The sequence below is a fragment of the Paenibacillus sp. MDV22-iso6 genome (assembly GCF_058408365.1).
The window spans coordinates 91590-111532 of sequence record NZ_JBZVDZ010000012.1; the positions used below are offsets into that span (position 1 = coordinate 91590).

Consider the following 19943-nt stretch of genomic DNA (forward strand, 5'->3'; position numbering starts at 1 on the left):
TTATGTGGACGGTCTTTGATTGTATTTCTCGACACCGCCTGATTTCTCCAGCCTTTTGGAGAGGAATCCGATGAAGATCGGCAGTAGAATGGCAGTCGTCACAACACTCGCAGCAATTTGTACTGTAGCAATCTCGGCAATCGGGGCAAATGAAGCATTGGCAGCCACGATGGCAGCAGGTGTACCTACAGCGTTACCGGCTGTGGAACCTTCCGAAGCTCCGACAATGGGATTCCAGCCAATGGCTTTGAAGAGCAGGTAGCCGACGCCGCCAGTAATCAATACAGTAATTACACCCAGCATGATGCCGCTAAGTCCGCCTTGAATGATGGACGAGAAGTTGATGCCCATACCGAGTGAAAAGGCGAAGAATGGAACGAGCTTGTCACTGCCTTTGTGCAGCCATTCAGCAAGGTTACGATCCAGGTTACCGATAACAACACCGACGATCAGTGGAAGCAGTACGGCTACAAAAGCCATCGGGGAGAACATGCCGTTGGCAAAGCCCATCGCACCGAAAATGGAAAGAGCAACCATGGTGAGGAACGGTCCGTCGCTGAGTGCGAGGAACGGATAAGCCGCTTTGTCATCTTCTTTGCCGTATTGTCCAGCCAGCGCGATGTACAGTCCACCATTGGAATTCGTCATTGCAGCGATAATGGCAAGCGGTGCCAAACCAAGGAATAAACCATTGGAATCCGCAAAATAGATGGCGATCAAACCTAATACTGCACCAACTGCCCACTTGAACACAAGCAAGGTAACGCCTTTACCAACCGAAGAACCGGCCGTCTTGAACGTAATTTGCGTACCAGCAATCAACAGGAACAGGGCGATCAATGTGCTTGAGCTATTTACGAACAGGGCTTCCGTGAAACCCCCGATTCGCAAAGCATTCGGAAAGAATGTGTTAATGGTTGCACCGAGCAACAGGGGAACAACCATCATACCGCCAGGAATACGATCTAATGTTGCTTTAATGTTCATAGTAGTGGCTCCTTATGAAGTAATCGTTTTTATAAAGCGTTTGCAGGGATTATGTTATCTCATATTGTTTATTTTAGCAACACTTAATTATTGTAAATTTTAAGTGATAGTTATAAGTGTTTAATTATGCAACACATATAATCGTAAAAAAAGCGTAAACCTAAAGTTACTCTTTAAGTTTACGCCATAACGTGGCACGGTTAATCCCTAAGCGTTCGGCCGCCTTGGATTGATTATTGTTTTCCTCATGTAGAACGAGTTGAATAATCTCTTTTTCGATTTCTTTCAGCGTACCACTAAGCTTCATCGTATTGGGTGAGGGTTGTTCACCGAGCAGGTGTGATAAGGTTTCGGCTGAGATCACGTAATCCTGCTCATTCAGTGCAGCCTGTTTGATAAGATGCCTCAACTGGTTCACAGTCATATGCGGGACTTGATCCCTAATTAGCTGCAACGCGTCCTCTTTCATCTTCACCGCAACCGTCCCATACTTCTGGTAGTAATCGCTGAGGAAATGCTGGATCAGTGGAGCGAGATCCTCCTGCCTGTCCACAAGGCTCGGCATAATGATCGTATTCAGCTCGACATCCAGCGTTCTGTTAGGATTCAATCCCTGTTCCCCCAGGATGAATACCCCGATCTGCCTCTGTAGACAGGTCTGAATGAATGAGATCAATTCCTCATCTTTCGAACCATTTTCCAAATGATTAATTTCTACGTTTCGCACTTTGGAGAGTGGTATTTTGTGCAAATGTCCTGGAGGAACCTGGGCAAGATCGATTTGGAGCATCAGCCCACCGCTGGAGTACATTTGATGAATATGTTTTACGAGAAAAGACTTGCCCGAATCCGCTTCGCCTAGCAGATAAATGGGTTCATGGTTTTCGTAAAGCGCCCGGATATTCTTCAATACGGCCTGCATGGCAGGGGATTCGGCAACAATCGGCTCCATGGATATATCGGTATATGCCGTTATGCCGAATTGTGCAAAAGCATAGGGCTGTCCTTTTTCAAGGGAGTATACTTTATAGGTTTTTTTACTTAACGTCGTTTCGTAGGCCGTCACCGTAAGCTGGTAATCATCCACGATGAACACATTTTGAACTTGGGATTGATGGAAATCCAGGTTGGTATTGGTGAGGTGAATCTGATTATCGGTCAGCGGATTCTGCTCAAAATCAGTTAAATTCTCGAATACAACTTCGTTCTGGTCGTCCAAGATCATGAGATTTGGATGCTCCTGGGTAACCAGGTTGTTCAGTATGATGGATATCGCGTGATTTTTGCTCAAGTACCGATATACCAACTGTGCATCTTCAAGCGCTCTGAGAATGGATTCCTTGCCAGACTGGATCAGCAATCCTTCCATTCCATAGGTTTTGGCTGTATTCACGGTGATAACATCGCCAACAATCTGACGGTAACCTGACGCTTTCAGCTCCAGCAGCAGCCTTGCCACATCCTCGGAGCTGCCTATGGTATACACCTTTAAAGGCAGTTCCATCAGATCGATAATCGACTGTGCTCCTGAAGTAATATTGGCAAAGCCAACGATAGCGGTTTGGCCGTTGAACTGGCTTGCCAGCGTTAGCGAACGAATCATGTCATATCCGGACAACTGCACATCAATGACGGGAATGGTTACGGCTTCCTTGATTAGTTGGGCAGTACCGCCGCGGCTAATCATAATCTCCGCTCCGTTTCGTTCAGCCTGAGCCGCCAATTCGGCGCCTTTCATCAGGTCGCCCACCTCATATTGAATGGCTAACTGGGGAAATAGCGGAATACATTCTTCTATAATAGTGGTCATGGATTCGTAAGGAGCGATAATATGAACTCGTGTACGCATAATTTTCCTGCCTTTTATAAAAATCATTCATGGTTCCTGCTGGTACATCAGACCAGAGGGCTTTCCTTATTATAGCCAACTTGCAGAGGAATGGCATCCCTGGCTCCTGACGGACAGGGAATATCCCTTAACCATCAGCAATGGTTATTGTTGCAGTGGCAGTAAATGAAACCTTCAACCTCATATTCATGTATTATAGTACATATGAACTGATCGAAGGAGGAACGGATGATGGGAATCTTATCGAGGTTTAGGGACGTGATGAAAGCGAATGTGAACCATGTGCTGGCTCGGTCGCAAGATCCGGAGAAGACGGTGAATGAATATATGCGGAGCTTGAGCAGTGATTTGGGTCAGGTGAAGGCAGAGACGGCTGCGGTTCTCTCGGATGAGAGCCGGGCGAAGAGAGCTCTGGACGAATGCAGCGCAGAGGTTAAGAAATTACAGCGGTATGCAGAGAAATCTGCGGAGTCCGGTGATGAAGCCAAGGCACGTGGTTTTTTGGAAAAGAAGGCAGAGCAGGCTAAGAAACGGAATGAATTACAAGCTGCCTATGATCGGGCTTCTGCCAAAGCCAAAATGATGAAGCATATGCACGAGAAGCTGGTTGCGGATATGGGGCAATTGGAAGCTCGGCATTCCGAGGTGAAGGGAAGAATGGCCGCTGCCAATGCGCAACAACTGGCCAATGAACGGAACGCCTCCGCTACCAATGCGAATGCTGCTTTGAAGGCGATGGAAGACAAAGCGAATCAGGCACTTAACGAAGCTGAGGCTTTGGCTGAACTTCGTGCTGGGGCACAGGAAGATGATCTGGATGTACTCATTGCGCAGTTGGAGCAGCAAATGAATGCCGAAGCGGGTAATAATGCACAGGTGACGCCGAGTCCAGAGGAAGAGCTTGCAGCAATTCAGAAGAAATTGGAAGATAAATAATGATATATATCATGTAGTACATTTCGTTAAACATTGAGGTGAGCAAATGCCGGTAATCGAGTACAAATGTCCCAACTGCGGCAGTGGAATGCTTTTTGACAGTGCAACTGGAGCGTTATCCTGCCCCAGCTGCGGACGACAGGATAATATCGAACAGATCCCCGATCCGCTGAAGAAACAGGTGTTCACGGAGAATGAGGTCAAGGAGTATCACTGTAACAGCTGCGGCGCGGATATTGTGACTGAGCCGGAGACAAGTGCAACGACATGCAGCTTCTGTGGAGCTGCCGTTGTTCTGAGTGATCGACTGACGGGAGATCTGGCACCGGCCATGGTCTTACCCTTTTCGATCAGTAAGGATGAGGCCAAGCAGGCGTTCAAAAAGTGGTGCAGAAACGGCTTGCTGACACCTAGTGGATTCATGACAGCTGATCGGGTCAAGAGCATTACCGGGATATATGTGCCTTTCTGGTTATATGAGTTACATAACAAAATCGAAGTTCATGGCCGTGGCACAAAAATTAGAACCTACACGCAGGGTGATTACCATTACACGGAAACGCAGCATTTCGATATTTACCGGAGAATACGGCTTAATTATGTGAATCTGCCCATTGATGCTTCGGAAAAAATGAAAGATGAACTGATGGATAAGCTGGAGCCATTTCCGTATAACCAGTTAAAGCTTTTCAAAACCCCGTATCTCGCCGGGTATATTGCGGAAAAATATAGTTATACCGATGAGGAGCTGTACCCGCGCGCCAAGGAAAAAACGAGCTCTTATATCGATTCTTATATTGCATCAACGGTTTCTGGTTATAACAGTGTCAGTTACACAGACAAACAGATTGATACTACGTTAAAAAATGCAGACTATGTGCTGCTCCCGGTATGGATGGTTTACTATGACTATAATCGTTCGCAGTATACCTTTGCCATGAATGGACAGACAGGTAAAGTGGTTGGTAAACCGCCTATTAGCAAAGCTAAAGTTGCCGGATGGTTCGCAGGAATTTCAGCCGTTTCTTTGTTGTCATTGAAACTGGTCTCCTGGATGATGGGAGGTGGATTCCTGTGAGGAAAAGAAAACATCCGGGATGGATGGCAACGCTCATTTTATTTGTGATTACTCTCTTGTCTCCATTGATTCCAATGTCAGTTGTATCGGCAGCAGACAGCAAAAACCTGATTTACGATGAAGCTAATCTGCTGAACGAGCAGGAGAAAAGTGAACTGAACGCATTGGCGAATGAGTATGGGGCGGAGAGGCAGACGGATTTTGTTATTTACACCTCAAATAATGAGGAGCAAAAGAGTGAAAAACTGCTGACTGAGGATTTCTACGATGATCAGGGGCTTGGTTATGATAAGGCTCATGGCAATGCAGTTATTTTGACAATTGATATGTATAACCGGAAGATGTATCTTGCTGGTTTTTATAAAGGGGAAGAGTATATCGACAACGGCAGAGCCGATAAAATCACAGCCAAGATTGCACCAGATGTAACGGACGGTAATTATAAACTGGCTTTTGAAAAGTATATCAAGCTGTCCTACGAATATATGGGAATTAGACCGGGAGTAAATCCTGATAATATCCTCTTCAATATTTGGTTCCAACTTGCTGCGTCAGTAGCGATTGGAGGTATTGCTGTTGGGGTAATGGCCTATCGTTCCGGTGGGCGAGTTACAGTCAATCGTGCTACTTATGAGGATTCAAGTACTTCCAGTGTGATCGATCGTCAGGATCGGTATATCCGTACTACCGTAACCAAACGCAAAATTGAGAAGAACAACAATAACGGTGGCGGAGGAGGAGGCGGGGGCGGAGGTACCAGCCGAGGCGGTCATTCACACAGTGGTAGCAGCAGATCTTTCTAAGATACGAAGTAAGACCAAATAGAAGGGATGGGAACGAGTATGGGATTTTTCAAAAATCAATTTTCGAATGTGGTGGAATGGGAAGAGTTCAGAGATGATATGATTTTCTGGAAGTGGAGTAACCGTGAGATCAAGAAGGGAAGTAAATTGATTATCCGTTCGGGGCAGGATGCGATCTTCCTGAATAACGGCAAGGTGGAAGGGATTTTTGAGGACGAAGGGTCGTTTAATATCGATTCCGAGATCATTCCGTTTCTGTCTACCTTAAAAGGCTTCAAATTCGGATTCAACAGCGGCATGCGGGTCGAAGTGCTGTTTGTGAATACGAAGGAGTTTACGGTTCGATGGGGTACGCAAAGTCCGGTATTGATTCCAACTCCTCAACTTCCAGGTGGAATGCCGGTTCGTGCGAATGGTACGTTTAATTTTAAAGTGAGTGACTATGTTACATTGATCGATAAAATCGCGGGTATCAAGCAGAGCTATCTGGTCGAGGATGTCAAAATCCGGATTACGTCTGTGCTGGATCAGTTGCTAATGAAATGGATTAGCCGTGAAGGTAAGGACATGTTCAACCTGCAGGCGAATGCCTCGGATATTGCCAAAGGTATTCAGGAAGATCTGGATATGCAAATGATGGACATCGGGATCGGAATCACAGGCTTCCAGGTGATGAGCTTCAATTATCCGCAGGAGATCCAGGATATGATTACGAAGACGGCTTCACATGAAATGATCGGCAATTTGCAAAAATATCAGCAGGTCAGCATGACGGATGGCATCTCATCCGGTAAAGTTAAGGGTGGCGGCGCTGCTTCGGATATGGCGGGCATGATGATGGGCATGAACATGGCAAATGAAATGATGAAGAATATGAATCAGAATCAGAACAACCAGAATCAGAATTCGGATCAAAAGCCTGCGGCTAATCAAAACAGCGATGCAGGTGCATCTTCTTCGTCTGGAGACAATAAAAAGCCGAACTTCTGTCCAAACTGTGGCGCCAAGAATGAAGGTGCAAACTTCTGTCCAAACTGTGGTCAGAAGTTGGGTTAACCTATATCTAAATATAAGAAGGGCTTACTCCAAGGTCAAACTTTGGAGTAGGCCCTTTTTTTCATTCTATTTTTAATGGTAGAAAACGGTTGACAACGGAGCATAAATCATTTATCTTTAAATTAAGATATTTAATTTGAATATAAATTACATCGAGAAAAGCAAATATCTTAATTCCGATTTACAAGGAGAGATCAAGATGATGATTCCAACATTGACCAGAATAAATGAACTTTCAAGAAAAGCCAACGCGGCAGGATTGACGGAGATGGAGAAAGCAGAACAAATTCGTCTGCGCCAGGAATATCTGCAAACCTTTCGCGGTTCGATCAACGATATTCTGCTGAATGTAACCATCTATGATCCGAACGGCGATGACGTCACTCCGGATAAACTGAAACAGGAACAGGCCCAACAAAATAATAACTGAATCAGTTCGGTTTAATATCTTAATATTAAGATAGTATAAATGATCTATAAACCTAGGAGGAAATGATGATGACCATTCAAACTGCAGGTATTCACCATATTACAGCTTTTGCGGGAGATCCGCAGGCTAATGTCGACTTTTATGCTGGTGTCTTGGGACTTCGGCTTGTGAAAAAAACAATCAACTTCGATGCACCTGATGTGTACCATCTGTATTTTGGGGATGAGAACGGAAGTCCAGGGACCATTATCACATTCTTCCCATCAGCCGGATCACCGCGAGGCAAAATTGGTGGCGGTCAGGTTGGCATCACCTCATATGTGATTCCGCCTGGGACTATTGGCTTCTGGCAGGATCGGCTGGAGCAGTATAACATTGAGGTAACCAAAACAAGTCGTTTTAACGAAGAGCTGCTGCAATTCGAAGACAGTGAGGGCTTGCGTCTTGAACTGGTTGAACGTGAAGAGGGGCCAGCCAGTACCTGGGTGCATGAAAGCATTCCAGCGGACAAAGCCATCAAAGGATTTGGAGGTGCCGTGCTATTCAGCGTCAATCCGCAGAGAACGATGGATGCGCTGGACAAAATACTCGGATTCACCAAAGTAGACGAAGATGAGGAGTATGTACGATTCCGGTCCGTCGGAGATATCGGTAATGTCGTGGATGTTCCTGTCACCCGGATGGCTTTGGGCGCAGGCGGAGCAGGGACGGTCCACCATATTGCGTGGCGTGCCAAAGATTTTGCAGAGCACGAGCAGTGGAGAGAAGCTGTACAACAGTACGGCTATCAACCAACCCCAGTTCGGGATCGTCAATATTTTAACGCAATCTATTTCAGAGAAGCTGGCGGAATCTTGTTCGAAATTGCTACCGATCCTCCTGGATTTGCGAAAGATGAGCCTGCGGAGTCGCTTGGACAGAAACTCATGCTGCCTGAGTGGTTTGAGCCATATCGTGCCCAAATTGAAGGCAATTTGCAGCCGATCCAAGTAAGAACGTTAGAGCCTTCGCATTCTATGATGGCACGTTAAAGAAGGGCCAGAACAAGCAATCTTTTTGATATGAGTTCAACTAAAGGAGCATTGAAGGATGATGGAGAAAAAGGTTACCTGGCTGGAGCTGTTCTATGATTTGCTTTTTGTAGCAGCGGTCTCCAAAGCGGGACATGTCCTGCTGCATGCCGAACACGGCGTGATTTCCTTTGAATATCTGATGAAATTTGTTTTGATTTTTATTCCTGTCTGGTGGGCATGGGTCGGTCAGACCCTATTTATTAACCGTTATGGTCAGGACATTTTCATCCATCGAGTCTTTCTTATCCTTCAACTCCTGTCTGTTCTGGTGATGACGGCGAGTCTCTCGGTTGATTTTGATCAATACTATCTTCCTTTCTTTGCGGGTTATATCGGTTCGAGGGCATTGACTGCCATTCAATATTTTATGATTCATAATTCCAAAAGCGAACATCAACAAAAAGCCGCTCGTTATCTGGGTGTATGCTTCATCATCGGCATATTGATCTCAACAGGTTCCCTGTTCTTTGATTCGTGGCTGCGATATGCCATTTTGTATGTGGGAATTGCCGTGGATATCATTCTCCCGCTCATTGGGCGCAAAAATCTGGTGAAGGTGCCGATACACACCCATCATTTATTGGAACGTTTCGCTCTGTTCACGCTTATCCTGCTCGGTGAGTCGGTTGTCAGTATCATCGCTGTGCTGCAAATGGATCACTGGGATGTACGATCTGTTCTGTTCGCGGCATTTACATCCATATTCGTGATTGCGATGTGGTGGCAGTATTTTGATAATGTTGAGAAAAAGGTCAGCAAAGAGATCCAGACCGCCGGGCAAGCGATCATATACGGCCATCTGTTCATCTATATATCCATGAGCATGATTGCCGCTTCTATTCAACTGTTATACCTGGATGAACTCAATTATGGTTTCATGTTAGCCTTTGTTTTTGGTTCAGTTCTGCTGTATTTTCTGTCCACCTCGCTGGTGTTCCACCGATATAGGCATGCTCATCTGCGGTTACGTCCGCGTCACTTGGTGTTAATGCTGGGGATAATGGCCGCGTTTATCGTTGTGGATCTGATCTATCGGGTGCCTAATTATGCTATCGTGGGAGAGAACATGGTGTTCTTCCTTGTCTATGCCAAATTAACGACATAATGCATAGGTCGCACAAGAATAAAAGTCACGAACGAATGACGTTCGTGGCTTTTTTAGTTGGATAATCGTAAAATCATGTCCACTGTGAGAAAAAACGTTTAACCTGATTTATTTTCTACTATAGAATCTGTTAATATGAGACTAGATACCAGTGAATCTACCAGATTAACGAATATATATAGTGATTCGTGGGTATGGAGATGACAATCAGGAGGGAAATCATTGAGCACACATCAAATCGGAGTTCCATTGGAAGGGTTTGCAGAGTTTAGCCGCACGGTTGCCGCTGAAGGCGCAGTGCTTTTGAAGAATGAAGGACAGGCTCTTCCGATTCAAAAAGACGAAAACGTTTCAGTGTTTGGACGGATTCAAGTCAACTATTATCGCAGTGGTACAGGCTCAGGCGGCAGCGTTCATGTGGCGTATACTACCAATTTGTTGGATGGTCTTCGCAGCAAAAAAGGACTTAAAGTTAATGAAGAATTGGCAGCTGTCTATGAAAAATGGATTGAGGAAAACCCGTTTGATGACGGTGGAAAAGTATGGGCGGCAGAGCCTTGGAATCAGAAAGAAATGCCTTTAACGGATGAAGTGGTATCCCAAGCCAGAAGTAAATCCAGCAAAGCAATCGTGGTGATTGGACGAACAGCAGGCGAAGATCAGGATAATGTGGATGCACCAGGCAGCTACCGGTTGACGGAAGATGAGAAAGCGATGCTGAAGCAGGTCACGAATCATTTTGAACAAACAATCGTCGTGTTGAATGTATCGAACATCATGGACATGAGCTGGTTGAATGATGAAAGTTACGTTCATCCGATCCAAAGTGTCATTTACTCGTGGCATGGCGGTATGGAGGGTGGTAATGCGATCGCCGATGTACTGGCCGGAGACGTTACACCAAGTGGTAAATTAACGGATACGATTGCGTATTCCATTGAAGATTATCCTTCCACAAACAATTATGGCAATGAGTTTAAGAACCTTTATCAAGAAGATATCTACGTAGGCTACCGTTATTTCGAAACGTTTCGACCTGAAAAAGTACAATTTGAATTTGGATACGGCTTGTCCTATACCACGTTCACAACCAAGGCAGAAGACGCAAAATGGATCTCCCAAGACGGAGAAAATAGCATTAAGGTGAATGTAACCGTAACCAATACGGGCACGACCTATGCCGGTAAAGAAGTAGTGCAGATCTATTATGAAGCCCCACAAGGTCAATTAGGGAAACCTGCAAAATCTCTGGTGGCATTCGGCAAAACGAATTTGCTTCAGCCGGGTGAGTCTCAGCGCCTGACCGTGAGCTTCCCTGTGGATTCCATGGCTTCCTATGATGATGCTGGCGTAACAGGACATGCATCGGCGTATGTACTTGAGGCAGGAACATATCGTTTGTACGTAGGAACCAGTGTCAAAAATGTGGAGCATGTCAGCATTGATGGCCAAGATGGCTACGTCGTAGAAACGATTCAACTCGTGGAACAGCTCCAGGAGGCAATGGCACCGACTGAAGGCTTTACGAGAATGAAGCCGGGAGCGCGCAAAGAAGACGGATCTTACGAGCTGATTTTTGCAGATGTACCGACGCGCCAAGTATCCATGGCTGAACGAATTGAACAATGCTTACCGCAAACGCTGGAGCAAACGGGCAATCAGGGCTACAAGCTGAGAGATGTGAAGGATGGCAAAGTCAGCCTGGAAGCATTTATTGCCCAACTGAGTGATCAGGATCTGGCAGCCATTGTAAGAGGCGAAGGTATGAGCAGCCCGCTCGTTACATCGGGTACAGCTTCCGCATTTGGCGGCGTGAGTGACAGTCTGTTCAATTACGGAATCCCTGTTGCATGTACTGCAGATGGTCCATCCGGTATTCGTATGGATAGCGGGGAGAAGGCTACACAAGTTTCCATTGGAACTTTGCTGGCCGCAACATGGAATGCAGAACTCGTCGAAGAGCTGTATGTGATGGAAGGTCAGGAATTGCTGAGAAATCAGGTGGATGCATTGCTCGGGCCTGGATTGAATATTCGCCGGAGTCCGATGAATGGACGTAACTTTGAGTATTTCTCAGAAGATCCGTTGATTTCTGGTGTATTTGCTGCTGCTTGCACAAAAGGAATCATGAAGGGTGGCTCTAATGCTACACTGAAACATTTCGCCTGCAACAATCAGGAGAAACATCGCAGTAAAGTGGATGCTGTTGTATCTGAACGTGCATTGCGTGAGATCTATCTGAAAGGGTTCGAGATTGCCGTGAAAGAAGGCGGTGCGAACTCAATCATGACCTCCTACAATCCGATTAATGGACATTGGGCGGCTTCGAACTACGATCTGAACACGACCATTCTTCGTGGGGAGTGGGGCTTCCAAGGTATCGTGATGACCGACTGGTGGGCTATTATGAACGATGGCGTTGAAGGTGGACCAGCAGATCGGAAAAACACCAACTGGATGGTTCGCGCTCAAAACGATCTGTACATGGTTGTACCTAACTATGGCGCAGAAATCAACGGCTGGGATGATAACACGATCGAATCTCTGGAAAATGGGACGTTGACACGCGGAGAGCTTCAGCGCTCGGCTATGAATATTTGTGAGTTCATCATGAATGCACCTGTCTTCTCCAGAAAACATGAGATTGTAGAGAATGTCGCTTCATTCCAAGCGAATGCTTCACTTTCCTCAGAGCAGGCACAAGTGCTGGCTAATGATGCACAGGTCAAACCCGCTGTGGGCGAACCTGTCTACATGAAAGTGGATGAAGCAGGTCAATATCGGATTATTGTACAGATCATGTCTCCTGAGCCGGAACTGGCTCAAAGTGCATGTAATGTGATTCTCAATGATCAATTGATGACGACCATTCAAACCAATGGTACTGAAGGTAAGTGGATCAGACAGAAACTTGTCAAAGTGGAGCTGGAAGCAGGCTTGTACGAATTGAAGCTGGACTTCACCAAACCGGGTCTGCAGATCGACTGGATCGAATTCAAACAAGTGTAACGCAGGATCGTCTGATCTGTTGTAACTGAACATGACGACTGTTATGATTGTGTTATGAGATCCGGAATTTCTGAACAATCTGGTCAGGAGTGTTGCGAAGGATGAGAAGGTATAATTTTTGGAGCCCCATTCTGCTGATTGCGGTTGCGCTGATTGTCAGAGGCCTGGTTACCAATCTGGGCGTTCTGTTCGGCATGTCGCATGATGCAGCAAGTAATATCGCAATTGTTGCCATGTTGATTGCTGCACTGATCATGTTTAATCGAATGACAAAGGCAAAGCGAAAATGAACATATATTATTCGATATCGATCAAGAGAGAGGCACCCTTAGGGGTGTCTTTTTTGTGTATTGACGTTTCATTCATAACGTCTTAGACTGTTTATGAATAAAACAATAACATTTTTATGATAACGAAAATAACAAATGTGATTACTCCAATGGCTAACCCATCATTTTCCGAAAGGAGACCCATTCATGAAGGTTATGGCGGCATGGTTTGCAGGCAAGCATGAAAAGGCAATGGATGTGGTGAGCAGGATGTGGGGACAGCAGGAGGGTTCGTGGATCGTTCCGCTGAGATTGGTAGAGTCTTCGTGGCACAGGGATCGAATTGCAATCAGGCAGCTGACTTTCAACGACAGATGAACATAATTAAGGACCGCTGGAGATGCTGTGCTCTGTCGGTCCTTTATGGCATTTGACGGAAAGCGGACAGAGAACCGGCATGAGAGGAGAGGAATCCAGTAAATACAACCGATTGGGTGAAGGTAGCAGCACAGGTCGTGCCATCAGAACGTCAGCTGAAATGGCAGGAGATGGAGTTCTATGCATTTATTCATTTTACCATGAATACGTTTACAGATCAGGAGTGGGGAACGGGAAATGAAGATCCCGATATCTTTAACCCTTCTCATCTGAGTGCCCGGCAATGGGTTCAGGCGTGCAAATCTGCCGGTATGACCGGATTAATTCTCACATGCAAGCATCACGACGGGTTTTGTTTGTGGCCAAGCCAGTACACGAAACATACGGTAGCCGCCAGCCCTTGGCGAAATGGTGCGGGTGATCTGGTGAAAGAAGTTGCCGATGCCTGCCGTGAAGGCGGGTTGAAGTTCGGTATCTATCTGTCTCCTTGGGACCGTCATGAAGCATCCTACGGAGATTCAGAGCGATACAACGAATTTTTCGAAAATCAGCTGCGTGAGCTGTTAACCCAATATGGTGAAATTTTCTGCGTGTGGTTCGACGGAGCTTGCGGAGAGGGGCCGAATGGGAAAAGGCAGGTCTACGATTGGGATTCCTATTATGCGCTGATCCGGGAGTTGCAGCCAGAGACTGTAATCTCGGTATGTGGACCGGATGTTCGCTGGTGCGGCAATGAGGCAGGTCATACCCGGACTTCGGAATGGAGCGTCGTACCTGCCTACTTGCAAGATAATGAGAAGATCCAGGAGCAATCGCAGCAGGTGGATGATGGTGAGTTTGCCAGCAGAATTAATACACAGGATGCCGATTTGGGGAGTCGGGAAGTGATCCGGCAACATGAGGGCAAGCTCATCTGGTATCCCGCAGAAGTGAATACATCCATCCGTCCGGGTTGGTTCTATCATGCAAGCGAGGACGATCAAGTCAAATCGCTGGAGGAACTGCTTGGCATCTATGATGGAGCGGTTGGCGGCAACGCCAATTTTCTACTAAACCTTCCACCAGATCGACGCGGCCTTATTCACGAACAGGATATTGAGCGGCTGCAGCAACTCGGAGACTTTTTGCGCAGTACTTATCGACAAAGTCTAGCTGTTGGGGCGAGAATTCAGGCATCGGATACCATGGGTGATGAACATGTGGCTACCCAGGTATTGCTTGAGGAATCTGATACGTTCTGGTGCCCATCTGAAGGAACTGAACTGGCTTGGCTGGAAGTAGAGCTGCCGGAGGAAAAGCGGTTCGACCGAGTTGTTCTCATGGAGCATATCCGTTCAGGCCAACGAATTGAGCGGTTTACGCTGGAGGCAAAGGGTGAGGGTGGGGATTGGCAGGAGCTGTATCGCGGCACGATTGTTGGTCATAAACGAATCTGTAGTTTCGAACCTTTTACCGCCAGAACTATTCGTCTGACCATTCATGAATCCAGATGGTATCCAACGTTGTCCTGGCTGGGTGTATATCTGAGCAAACAAGAGGTGCATGAAGCTGGCGATTGAGCCGTAACATTTGTAGATAAGCCGATTTTGGATTCATCCCATGGAAAATAGAGTAGCAAACGATTATTGGTAATTGTATGATCTTATGGAAAAAGGTATATGTAAGGTAGAGCCACACACCAGCAGGAGAGGATGAGAGGATATGAAAGTAGGACTCAGCACATACAGTCTGCAACAGGCATTGGATGCCAAGGAACTGACTGTACCCGACGCCATCCGTTACATCGCCGAGCAGGGCGGAGAACATGTGGAGATTGTTCCGATCGGGTACAGCCTGATCGACCAACCGGAATTAATTGACCAGATTCGAGAGGCTGCGCAAGACGTGGGAATTGATATTTCCAATTACGCAATAGGTGCCAACTTCGTTACTAGAGAAGGCCCGGATGCACTTGAAAATGAGATTGCTACTGTCATGAAGCATGTGGATGTCGCTGCCGCACTTGGCGTTACTAGAATGCGCCATGATGTTGCGTTTCGTCCTGCACAGGAGGGCACTGTCGCTCAGTTTGAGGCGGATCTGCCTGTTCTGGTGAAGGCCTGTCAGCGAATTGCCGATTACGCAGCGAGTCACGGCATTACCACAAGTGTGGAGAATCATGGTTACTATGTGCAGTCCAGTGAGCGAGTCCGGCGGTTGGTGCATGAGACGGCACGTGAGAACTTCAAGACAACGCTGGATATCGGCAACTTCCTGTGTGTGGATGAAGACCCGGTTAGCGCTGTTAAAAACAATATTCCTTATGCATCCATGGTGCACGCCAAAGATTTCTATCGGAGACCTTCCTACCGTAATCCCGGAGAGGGCTGGTTCCAGACCGCACACGGCAATTACCTGCGCGGAGCGATTGTGGGTCACGGGGATATCGACATGCCGGAAGTATTCCGTGTGTTGAAGCAGTCCGGTTACGACGGATACATCTCTGTAGAATTTGAAGGTATGGAAAATTGCAAAACAGCATCCCGAATCGCGATGGATAACGTCCGCCGCTTCTGGGAGGAAGTATAAGCAGCTACTTACTACTATATAAGTGGAATCAATTTTTATATGTAAGGCTGAAGTAACAGAGGTGAAGTTTGGAACTGTAGGAGCGGTAGCGTCCGCCTTTGTCTGCGGATTTCAACTGCTGAGAGCAGTTGATACAAGAAATCTGTAGACAACAGCGGCCGAAAGTCCAAACATTCACCGTTGTTACGTTAAGCCGATTATCATATGTTTTGAATCAACTGATATGACCATCATTCAACTTATTATGGAGGGAAAATCCATGTCCAAACTTAAAATTGCCGTTATCGGTGCAGGTTCAATTTCCGATTTTCATTTACAAGCGTATGACAGTAATCCCGAAGTTGAAATATACGCTATATGCGACCTGAATGAAGCACGTGCCCAGGAAGCGGCGAAAAAATATAACGCTACCCATGTATTCACCGATTATAAGGAACTCCTCGCACTACCTGAAATCCATTCGGTCAGCATCTGTACCTGGAATGATACACATGCAGAGATCAGCATTGCTGCTCTGGATGCTGGTAAAAACGTACTTTGCGAGAAGCCGCTCTGTCAGACGGTAGAAGATGCGTTGGAAGTGGAGAAGGCTGTTCATCGCAGTGGAAAGCTGCTTCAAGTTGGCTTTGTACGCCGTTATAGCGACAATGCGCAGATCCTGAAGAAGTTCATTGATGAAGGTGAGCTGGGAGAGATCTACTATGCCAAGGCATCCTGTCTGCGGCGTTTGGGCAATCCGGGTGGATGGTTTGCAGATGTGGAGCGTTCTGGCGGGGGCCCATTGATCGATATTGGCGTGCACATTATTGATATCTCCTGGTACCTGATGGGCAAACCGAAAGTGAAAACCGTCTCCGCGAATGTCTCCAATCGATTGGGTAACCGTGCAAATATCCGTAATCTGTCATTCTATCAGGCAGCGGATTATGATGCGAACAAAAACACCGTGGAGGATATGGCTAATGCGTTGATTCGTTTCGAGAACGGGGCAAGCCTGCTGGTGGATGTAAGCTTCACACTGCACGCGAAGCAGGATGAAACTTCGGTCAGACTCTATGGCGATAAAGGTGGCGCTGAACTGGAACCGGAAATTTCACTGATCGGTGAGAAATTCGATACCATTTTGAACATGACGCCACAGGTGGATTTCAAATCCCTTGATTTCGCAGGTTCTTTCCGTAATGAAGTCAATCATTTTATCGACAGTACCCAAGGGCGCAAAGAGACGCTAAGCCCCGTTGAGGATGGCGTTGAAATCATGAAAATCCTATGTGCCATCTACGAGTCCGCACGAGAAAGACGCGAAATTTCACTGTAGATATGGTGTTTCGATCCGAAAATGGCAACGCCACTCGAAGTAGTGAGGTCTAACAAGTCTATACTTGTTGAACCAAACATTTCGCCAAAACGGAGTTAGAACCAATCTGAAGAATGCACTGCAATCGAAATGACTGGGCTTATAGGTCTTTATAAGTTGAAACTGAACGTTTAAGCCAAAACGGAGATTGCAGAACCAATCTGAAGAAGCGAAGCGCTCGCCTTTATCCCCGGATTTCGACCAATTATAAAGTGAAATCAAAGAAATCCGGGGATAACAGCGATCGGAAGATGGTACTGCAATTGGAGTGACAGAGCTTAACTTGTGTAGTTTATCTTATATCCAATCCAAAGGAGATGAACGGGATGAGCGAAACCAAAGATACGGTGCTGGAACAGGAAGAACAGGTCGTCGAAGCAGGCGTGCATAACTTTAGCAAGGAAGAGGAATGGGTGAAGCCTGAAGATCCGTTGCTGAATGAACGCCTGGAATGGTTCAAGGATCAGAAGCTGGGGTTGATGATGCATTGGGGTCCCTATTCCCAGCTTGGCCTTGTGGAGTCATGGGCGTTAAGTGACGAGGATGGCGATTGGTCGCGCAATGATATCGACTGGACTGACGACATGGAGCATTTCAAGCAGGAATACTTTGATCTCAACAAAACCTTCAATCCCATTCGCTTTCAGCCTGAAGAGTGGGCACAGATGGCCGCTGATAACGGGTTCAAATATTTCCTGTTCACCACCAAACATCATGATGGTTTCTGCATGTGGGATACACATACCACCGATTATCGCATCACGGGCAAAGATACTCCTTTTCACACTCATAAGTATGCGGACATTTGCCGGGCGCTTTTTGACGCTTTTCGTGCCAAGGGGCTTGGGATCTCAGCTTACTTCTCCAAAGCGGACTGGCATACGCCATATTACTGGACACCTGGCATGGAGCGGGGAAGCCATATGTGGCGTGGACCATCCTATGATCCGAAAGCGTATCCATGGCTGTGGGAGAAATTCGTGGAGTTCACGCATGAGCAAATTATGGAACTGCTGACCAACTACGGACGAATCGAATGTCTGTGGCTGGATGCAGGCTGGGTACGTGAAGGACGCCACGGTCAGGATATTCGATTAGGCGAAGTGGTGGAGCGGGCGCGTCAGACAACACAGCCGTGGCTCCTCGCAGCAGATCGCACAGTAGGCGGACCGTATGAGAATATCGTAACTCCGGAACAGACCATCCCTGAGCATCCAATGAATATTCCTTGGGAGAGCTGCATCACGGTGGGCAATTCCTTTGCGTTTGGATATGATGATCAGTATAAATCAGCAAGACAGCTGGCGCATATTCTGCTTGAGGTAGTATCCAAAGGTGGTAACCTTGCGCTGAATGTGGGGCCACAACCGGACGGGCGTCTTCCAAAAGGGGCAGTGCAAAGCATTAAAGCCCTCGGAGAATGGATCGGTACTCACGGGGAGGGCATCTATGGTACGCGGATTTGCGGACCATACTTCACAGGAGAGTGGGCCTTTACACGTAAGGAAGATCTCAACGTATCGTATGCCTTCCGTCTGTACAGAAGCGAGAACGAGGCAGTACAATCACAGGTAATCATTCCATACGTGGAAAAGGTGGAGCGAATTGAACTCGTCGGCACAGATGATGTGCTGTCATTCCAACGGACAGAAGATGGACTTGCTGTAGAGTTGCCGCAAGCGGTAGTTACAGAAGTAGCACCTATCACGCTGACGTTCAGATTGTTGACAAACAAATAAATCTATACTTCAAATCCCGGGGGACTTTTAAAGTCCCCCGGGATTTTTTGGGTTGGTGATTTTTGCGATATACCTATCCTAAAGGACGATTTTCCCTTGTCCGGCAAGGGTTTTGGGAATAAGGAGAGGTGGGAGAAAATTGCAAATTGATAAAAGAACACCGCTCAAGGTACTATCGATTTAAGAAAGCGTTACCTGACATTAATCTTCACACGGATGACACTATTACAGAAAAAAGAGTCAAAGAAAAGGATGTTTAAGGGATGTAAATGTAATGTATTATTACACTTAAGGTGTAGAAGGAGTGACGCGAATGAGTCGAGCTACGGAAAGCATACCTGCACCGGTGGAGTTCCAGCAAGGAAGGAATGACGCAGAGCCCAAGCGACAGCATCCATTTATCAGAAGCCTAAAAAAGCATTGGGAGCTCTATCTACTGGTGCTTCCTCCCGTATTGTATCTATTGATCTTCAAGTACATTCCAATGGTCGGTGTACAGATTGCCTTCAAAGACTTCAGTGTCGTCAAAGGAATCTGGGGCAGCCCATGGGTTGGACTGAAACACTTTGAAGCCTTTTTTGAATCCCCAAACTTCTGGCTGCTGATCAAAAATACGATTGGGATCAGTTTCTACTCGTTACTCGCCGGATTTCCCATTCCGATCCTGCTGGCGCTCGCGCTGAATGAGATCCGAACAGGTTACTTTAAAAAGACCGTCCAGATGGTCACGTACGCTCCGCATTTTATCTCCACAGTCGTTATGGTATCCATTATCATTCTGATGCTGTCACCGCATGTGGGTGTTGTAGACAAGCTATTTACCTTCCTGGGTTTCCCGATGACCAACTTTATGGGCATTCCCGAATACTTCAAATCCATCTATGTGTGGTCGGGTGTCTGGCAAGGCATGGGCTATTCATCGATCATTTATATCGCGGCTCTCGCTGGGGTTGATCCATCCCTCTATGAGGCAGCGAAGATGGACGGCGCTTCAAGGCTTCGGAAAATTTGGCATATCGATCTTCCAACGCTCGTACCGGTCACCGTCATCATGCTGATTCTGAGTTTGGGCAGCATTATGGGCGTGGGCTTTGAAAAAATATATCTAATGCAGAATCCGCTCAACACGAGTGCTTCGGAAGTCATCTCCACGTATGTGTACAAGGTCGGTCTGATCGGGGCCAACTTCAGCTTCTCCTCGGCGGTAGGATTGTTCAACTCCGTTATCAACCTGATCCTGCTGGTTATCGTCAACGGCATTTCCCGCAAAGTATCCCAGAACAGCTTGTGGTAAAGGAGGAGCTCA

17 protein-coding genes are annotated in these 19943 nt (G+C 46.7%); 15 read left to right on the top strand and 2 right to left on the bottom strand.

Translation table 11 applies throughout. From position 1 onward, the window contains the following. Together AC4PM4_RS27180 and AC4PM4_RS27185 are read right to left on the bottom strand one after the other, a co-directional pair. Complete coding sequence (locus AC4PM4_RS27180) at positions 1-987, bottom strand: 2-keto-3-deoxygluconate permease (protein ID WP_063566472.1); 987 nt, start codon at positions 985-987, stop codon at positions 1-3. 166 nt (positions 988-1153) lie between these two features. Then, complete coding sequence (locus AC4PM4_RS27185) at positions 1154-2863, bottom strand: sigma-54-dependent transcriptional regulator (RefSeq protein ID WP_256863772.1); 1710 nt, start codon at positions 2861-2863, stop codon at positions 1154-1156. A 204-nt stretch (positions 2864-3067) separates the two neighbouring features. Here AC4PM4_RS27185 and AC4PM4_RS27190 point away from each other — a divergent pair, with 204 nt between their 5' ends. The 15 genes from AC4PM4_RS27190 to AC4PM4_RS27260 all read left to right on the top strand — a co-directional run bounded on the left by AC4PM4_RS27190 (position 3068) and on the right by AC4PM4_RS27260 (position 19931). Beyond that, positions 3068-3772 (top strand): PspA/IM30 family protein, encoded by a 705-nt coding sequence (locus AC4PM4_RS27190; protein ID WP_179132283.1) that lies wholly within the window; start codon positions 3068-3070, stop codon positions 3770-3772. A gap of 46 nt (positions 3773-3818) precedes the next feature. After that, positions 3819-4850 (top strand): TFIIB-type zinc ribbon-containing protein, encoded by a 1032-nt coding sequence (locus AC4PM4_RS27195; protein WP_063566469.1) that lies wholly within the window; start codon positions 3819-3821, stop codon positions 4848-4850. 23 nt (positions 4851-4873) lie between these two features. Next, the gene (locus AC4PM4_RS27200) at positions 4874-5653 is read left to right on the top strand and encodes a TPM domain-containing protein (RefSeq protein WP_491615003.1); all 780 of its coding nucleotides are present in this window, start codon (positions 4874-4876) and stop codon (positions 5651-5653) included. Positions 5654-5692: 39 nt separating this feature from the next. After that, entirely contained in the window at positions 5693-6709 is a 1017-nt protein-coding gene (locus tag AC4PM4_RS27205; protein ID WP_063566468.1) for an SPFH domain-containing protein, read from the top strand. A gap of 202 nt (positions 6710-6911) precedes the next feature. After that, positions 6912-7139 carry a DUF896 domain-containing protein gene (locus tag AC4PM4_RS27210; protein WP_063566529.1) on the top strand — a complete coding sequence of 76 codons (228 nt, stop codon included), beginning with the start codon at positions 6912-6914 and terminating at the stop codon, positions 7137-7139. Between the two features lie 68 nt (positions 7140-7207). Beyond that, entirely contained in the window at positions 7208-8170 is a 963-nt protein-coding gene (locus AC4PM4_RS27215; RefSeq protein WP_491614974.1) for a ring-cleaving dioxygenase, read from the top strand. 58 nt (positions 8171-8228) lie between these two features. Then, positions 8229-9317, top strand: coding sequence for a low temperature requirement protein A (locus tag AC4PM4_RS27220; RefSeq protein ID WP_488732449.1), 1089 nt, complete (start codon positions 8229-8231; stop codon positions 9315-9317). Between the two features lie 222 nt (positions 9318-9539). Further along, complete coding sequence (locus AC4PM4_RS27225; RefSeq protein WP_491614976.1) at positions 9540-12326, top strand: glycoside hydrolase family 3 C-terminal domain-containing protein; 2787 nt, start codon at positions 9540-9542, stop codon at positions 12324-12326. Positions 12327-12427: 101 nt separating this feature from the next. Then, positions 12428-12616 (top strand): hypothetical protein, encoded by a 189-nt coding sequence (locus AC4PM4_RS27230; RefSeq protein WP_024629467.1) that lies wholly within the window; start codon positions 12428-12430, stop codon positions 12614-12616. Between the two features lie 186 nt (positions 12617-12802). After that, complete coding sequence (locus tag AC4PM4_RS27235; protein ID WP_161490621.1) at positions 12803-12973, top strand: hypothetical protein; 171 nt, start codon at positions 12803-12805, stop codon at positions 12971-12973. Between the two features lie 170 nt (positions 12974-13143). Further along, the gene (locus AC4PM4_RS27240) at positions 13144-14532 is read left to right on the top strand and encodes an alpha-L-fucosidase (RefSeq protein WP_491615004.1); all 1389 of its coding nucleotides are present in this window, start codon (positions 13144-13146) and stop codon (positions 14530-14532) included. Positions 14533-14674: 142 nt separating this feature from the next. Further along, positions 14675-15541, top strand: coding sequence for a sugar phosphate isomerase/epimerase family protein (locus AC4PM4_RS27245; protein WP_090955361.1), 867 nt, complete (start codon positions 14675-14677; stop codon positions 15539-15541). Positions 15542-15800: 259 nt separating this feature from the next. After that, on the top strand, positions 15801-16859 hold the full coding sequence (locus AC4PM4_RS27250) for a Gfo/Idh/MocA family protein (RefSeq protein WP_491614977.1): 1059 nt from the start codon (positions 15801-15803) through the stop codon (positions 16857-16859). 365 nt (positions 16860-17224) lie between these two features. Further along, entirely contained in the window at positions 17225-18637 is a 1413-nt protein-coding gene (locus AC4PM4_RS27255; protein WP_491614979.1) for an alpha-L-fucosidase, read from the top strand. A 313-nt stretch (positions 18638-18950) separates the two neighbouring features. After that, complete coding sequence (locus tag AC4PM4_RS27260; protein WP_090955356.1) at positions 18951-19931, top strand: ABC transporter permease; 981 nt, start codon at positions 18951-18953, stop codon at positions 19929-19931. The last annotated feature ends 12 nt before the right edge of the window (positions 19932-19943 follow it).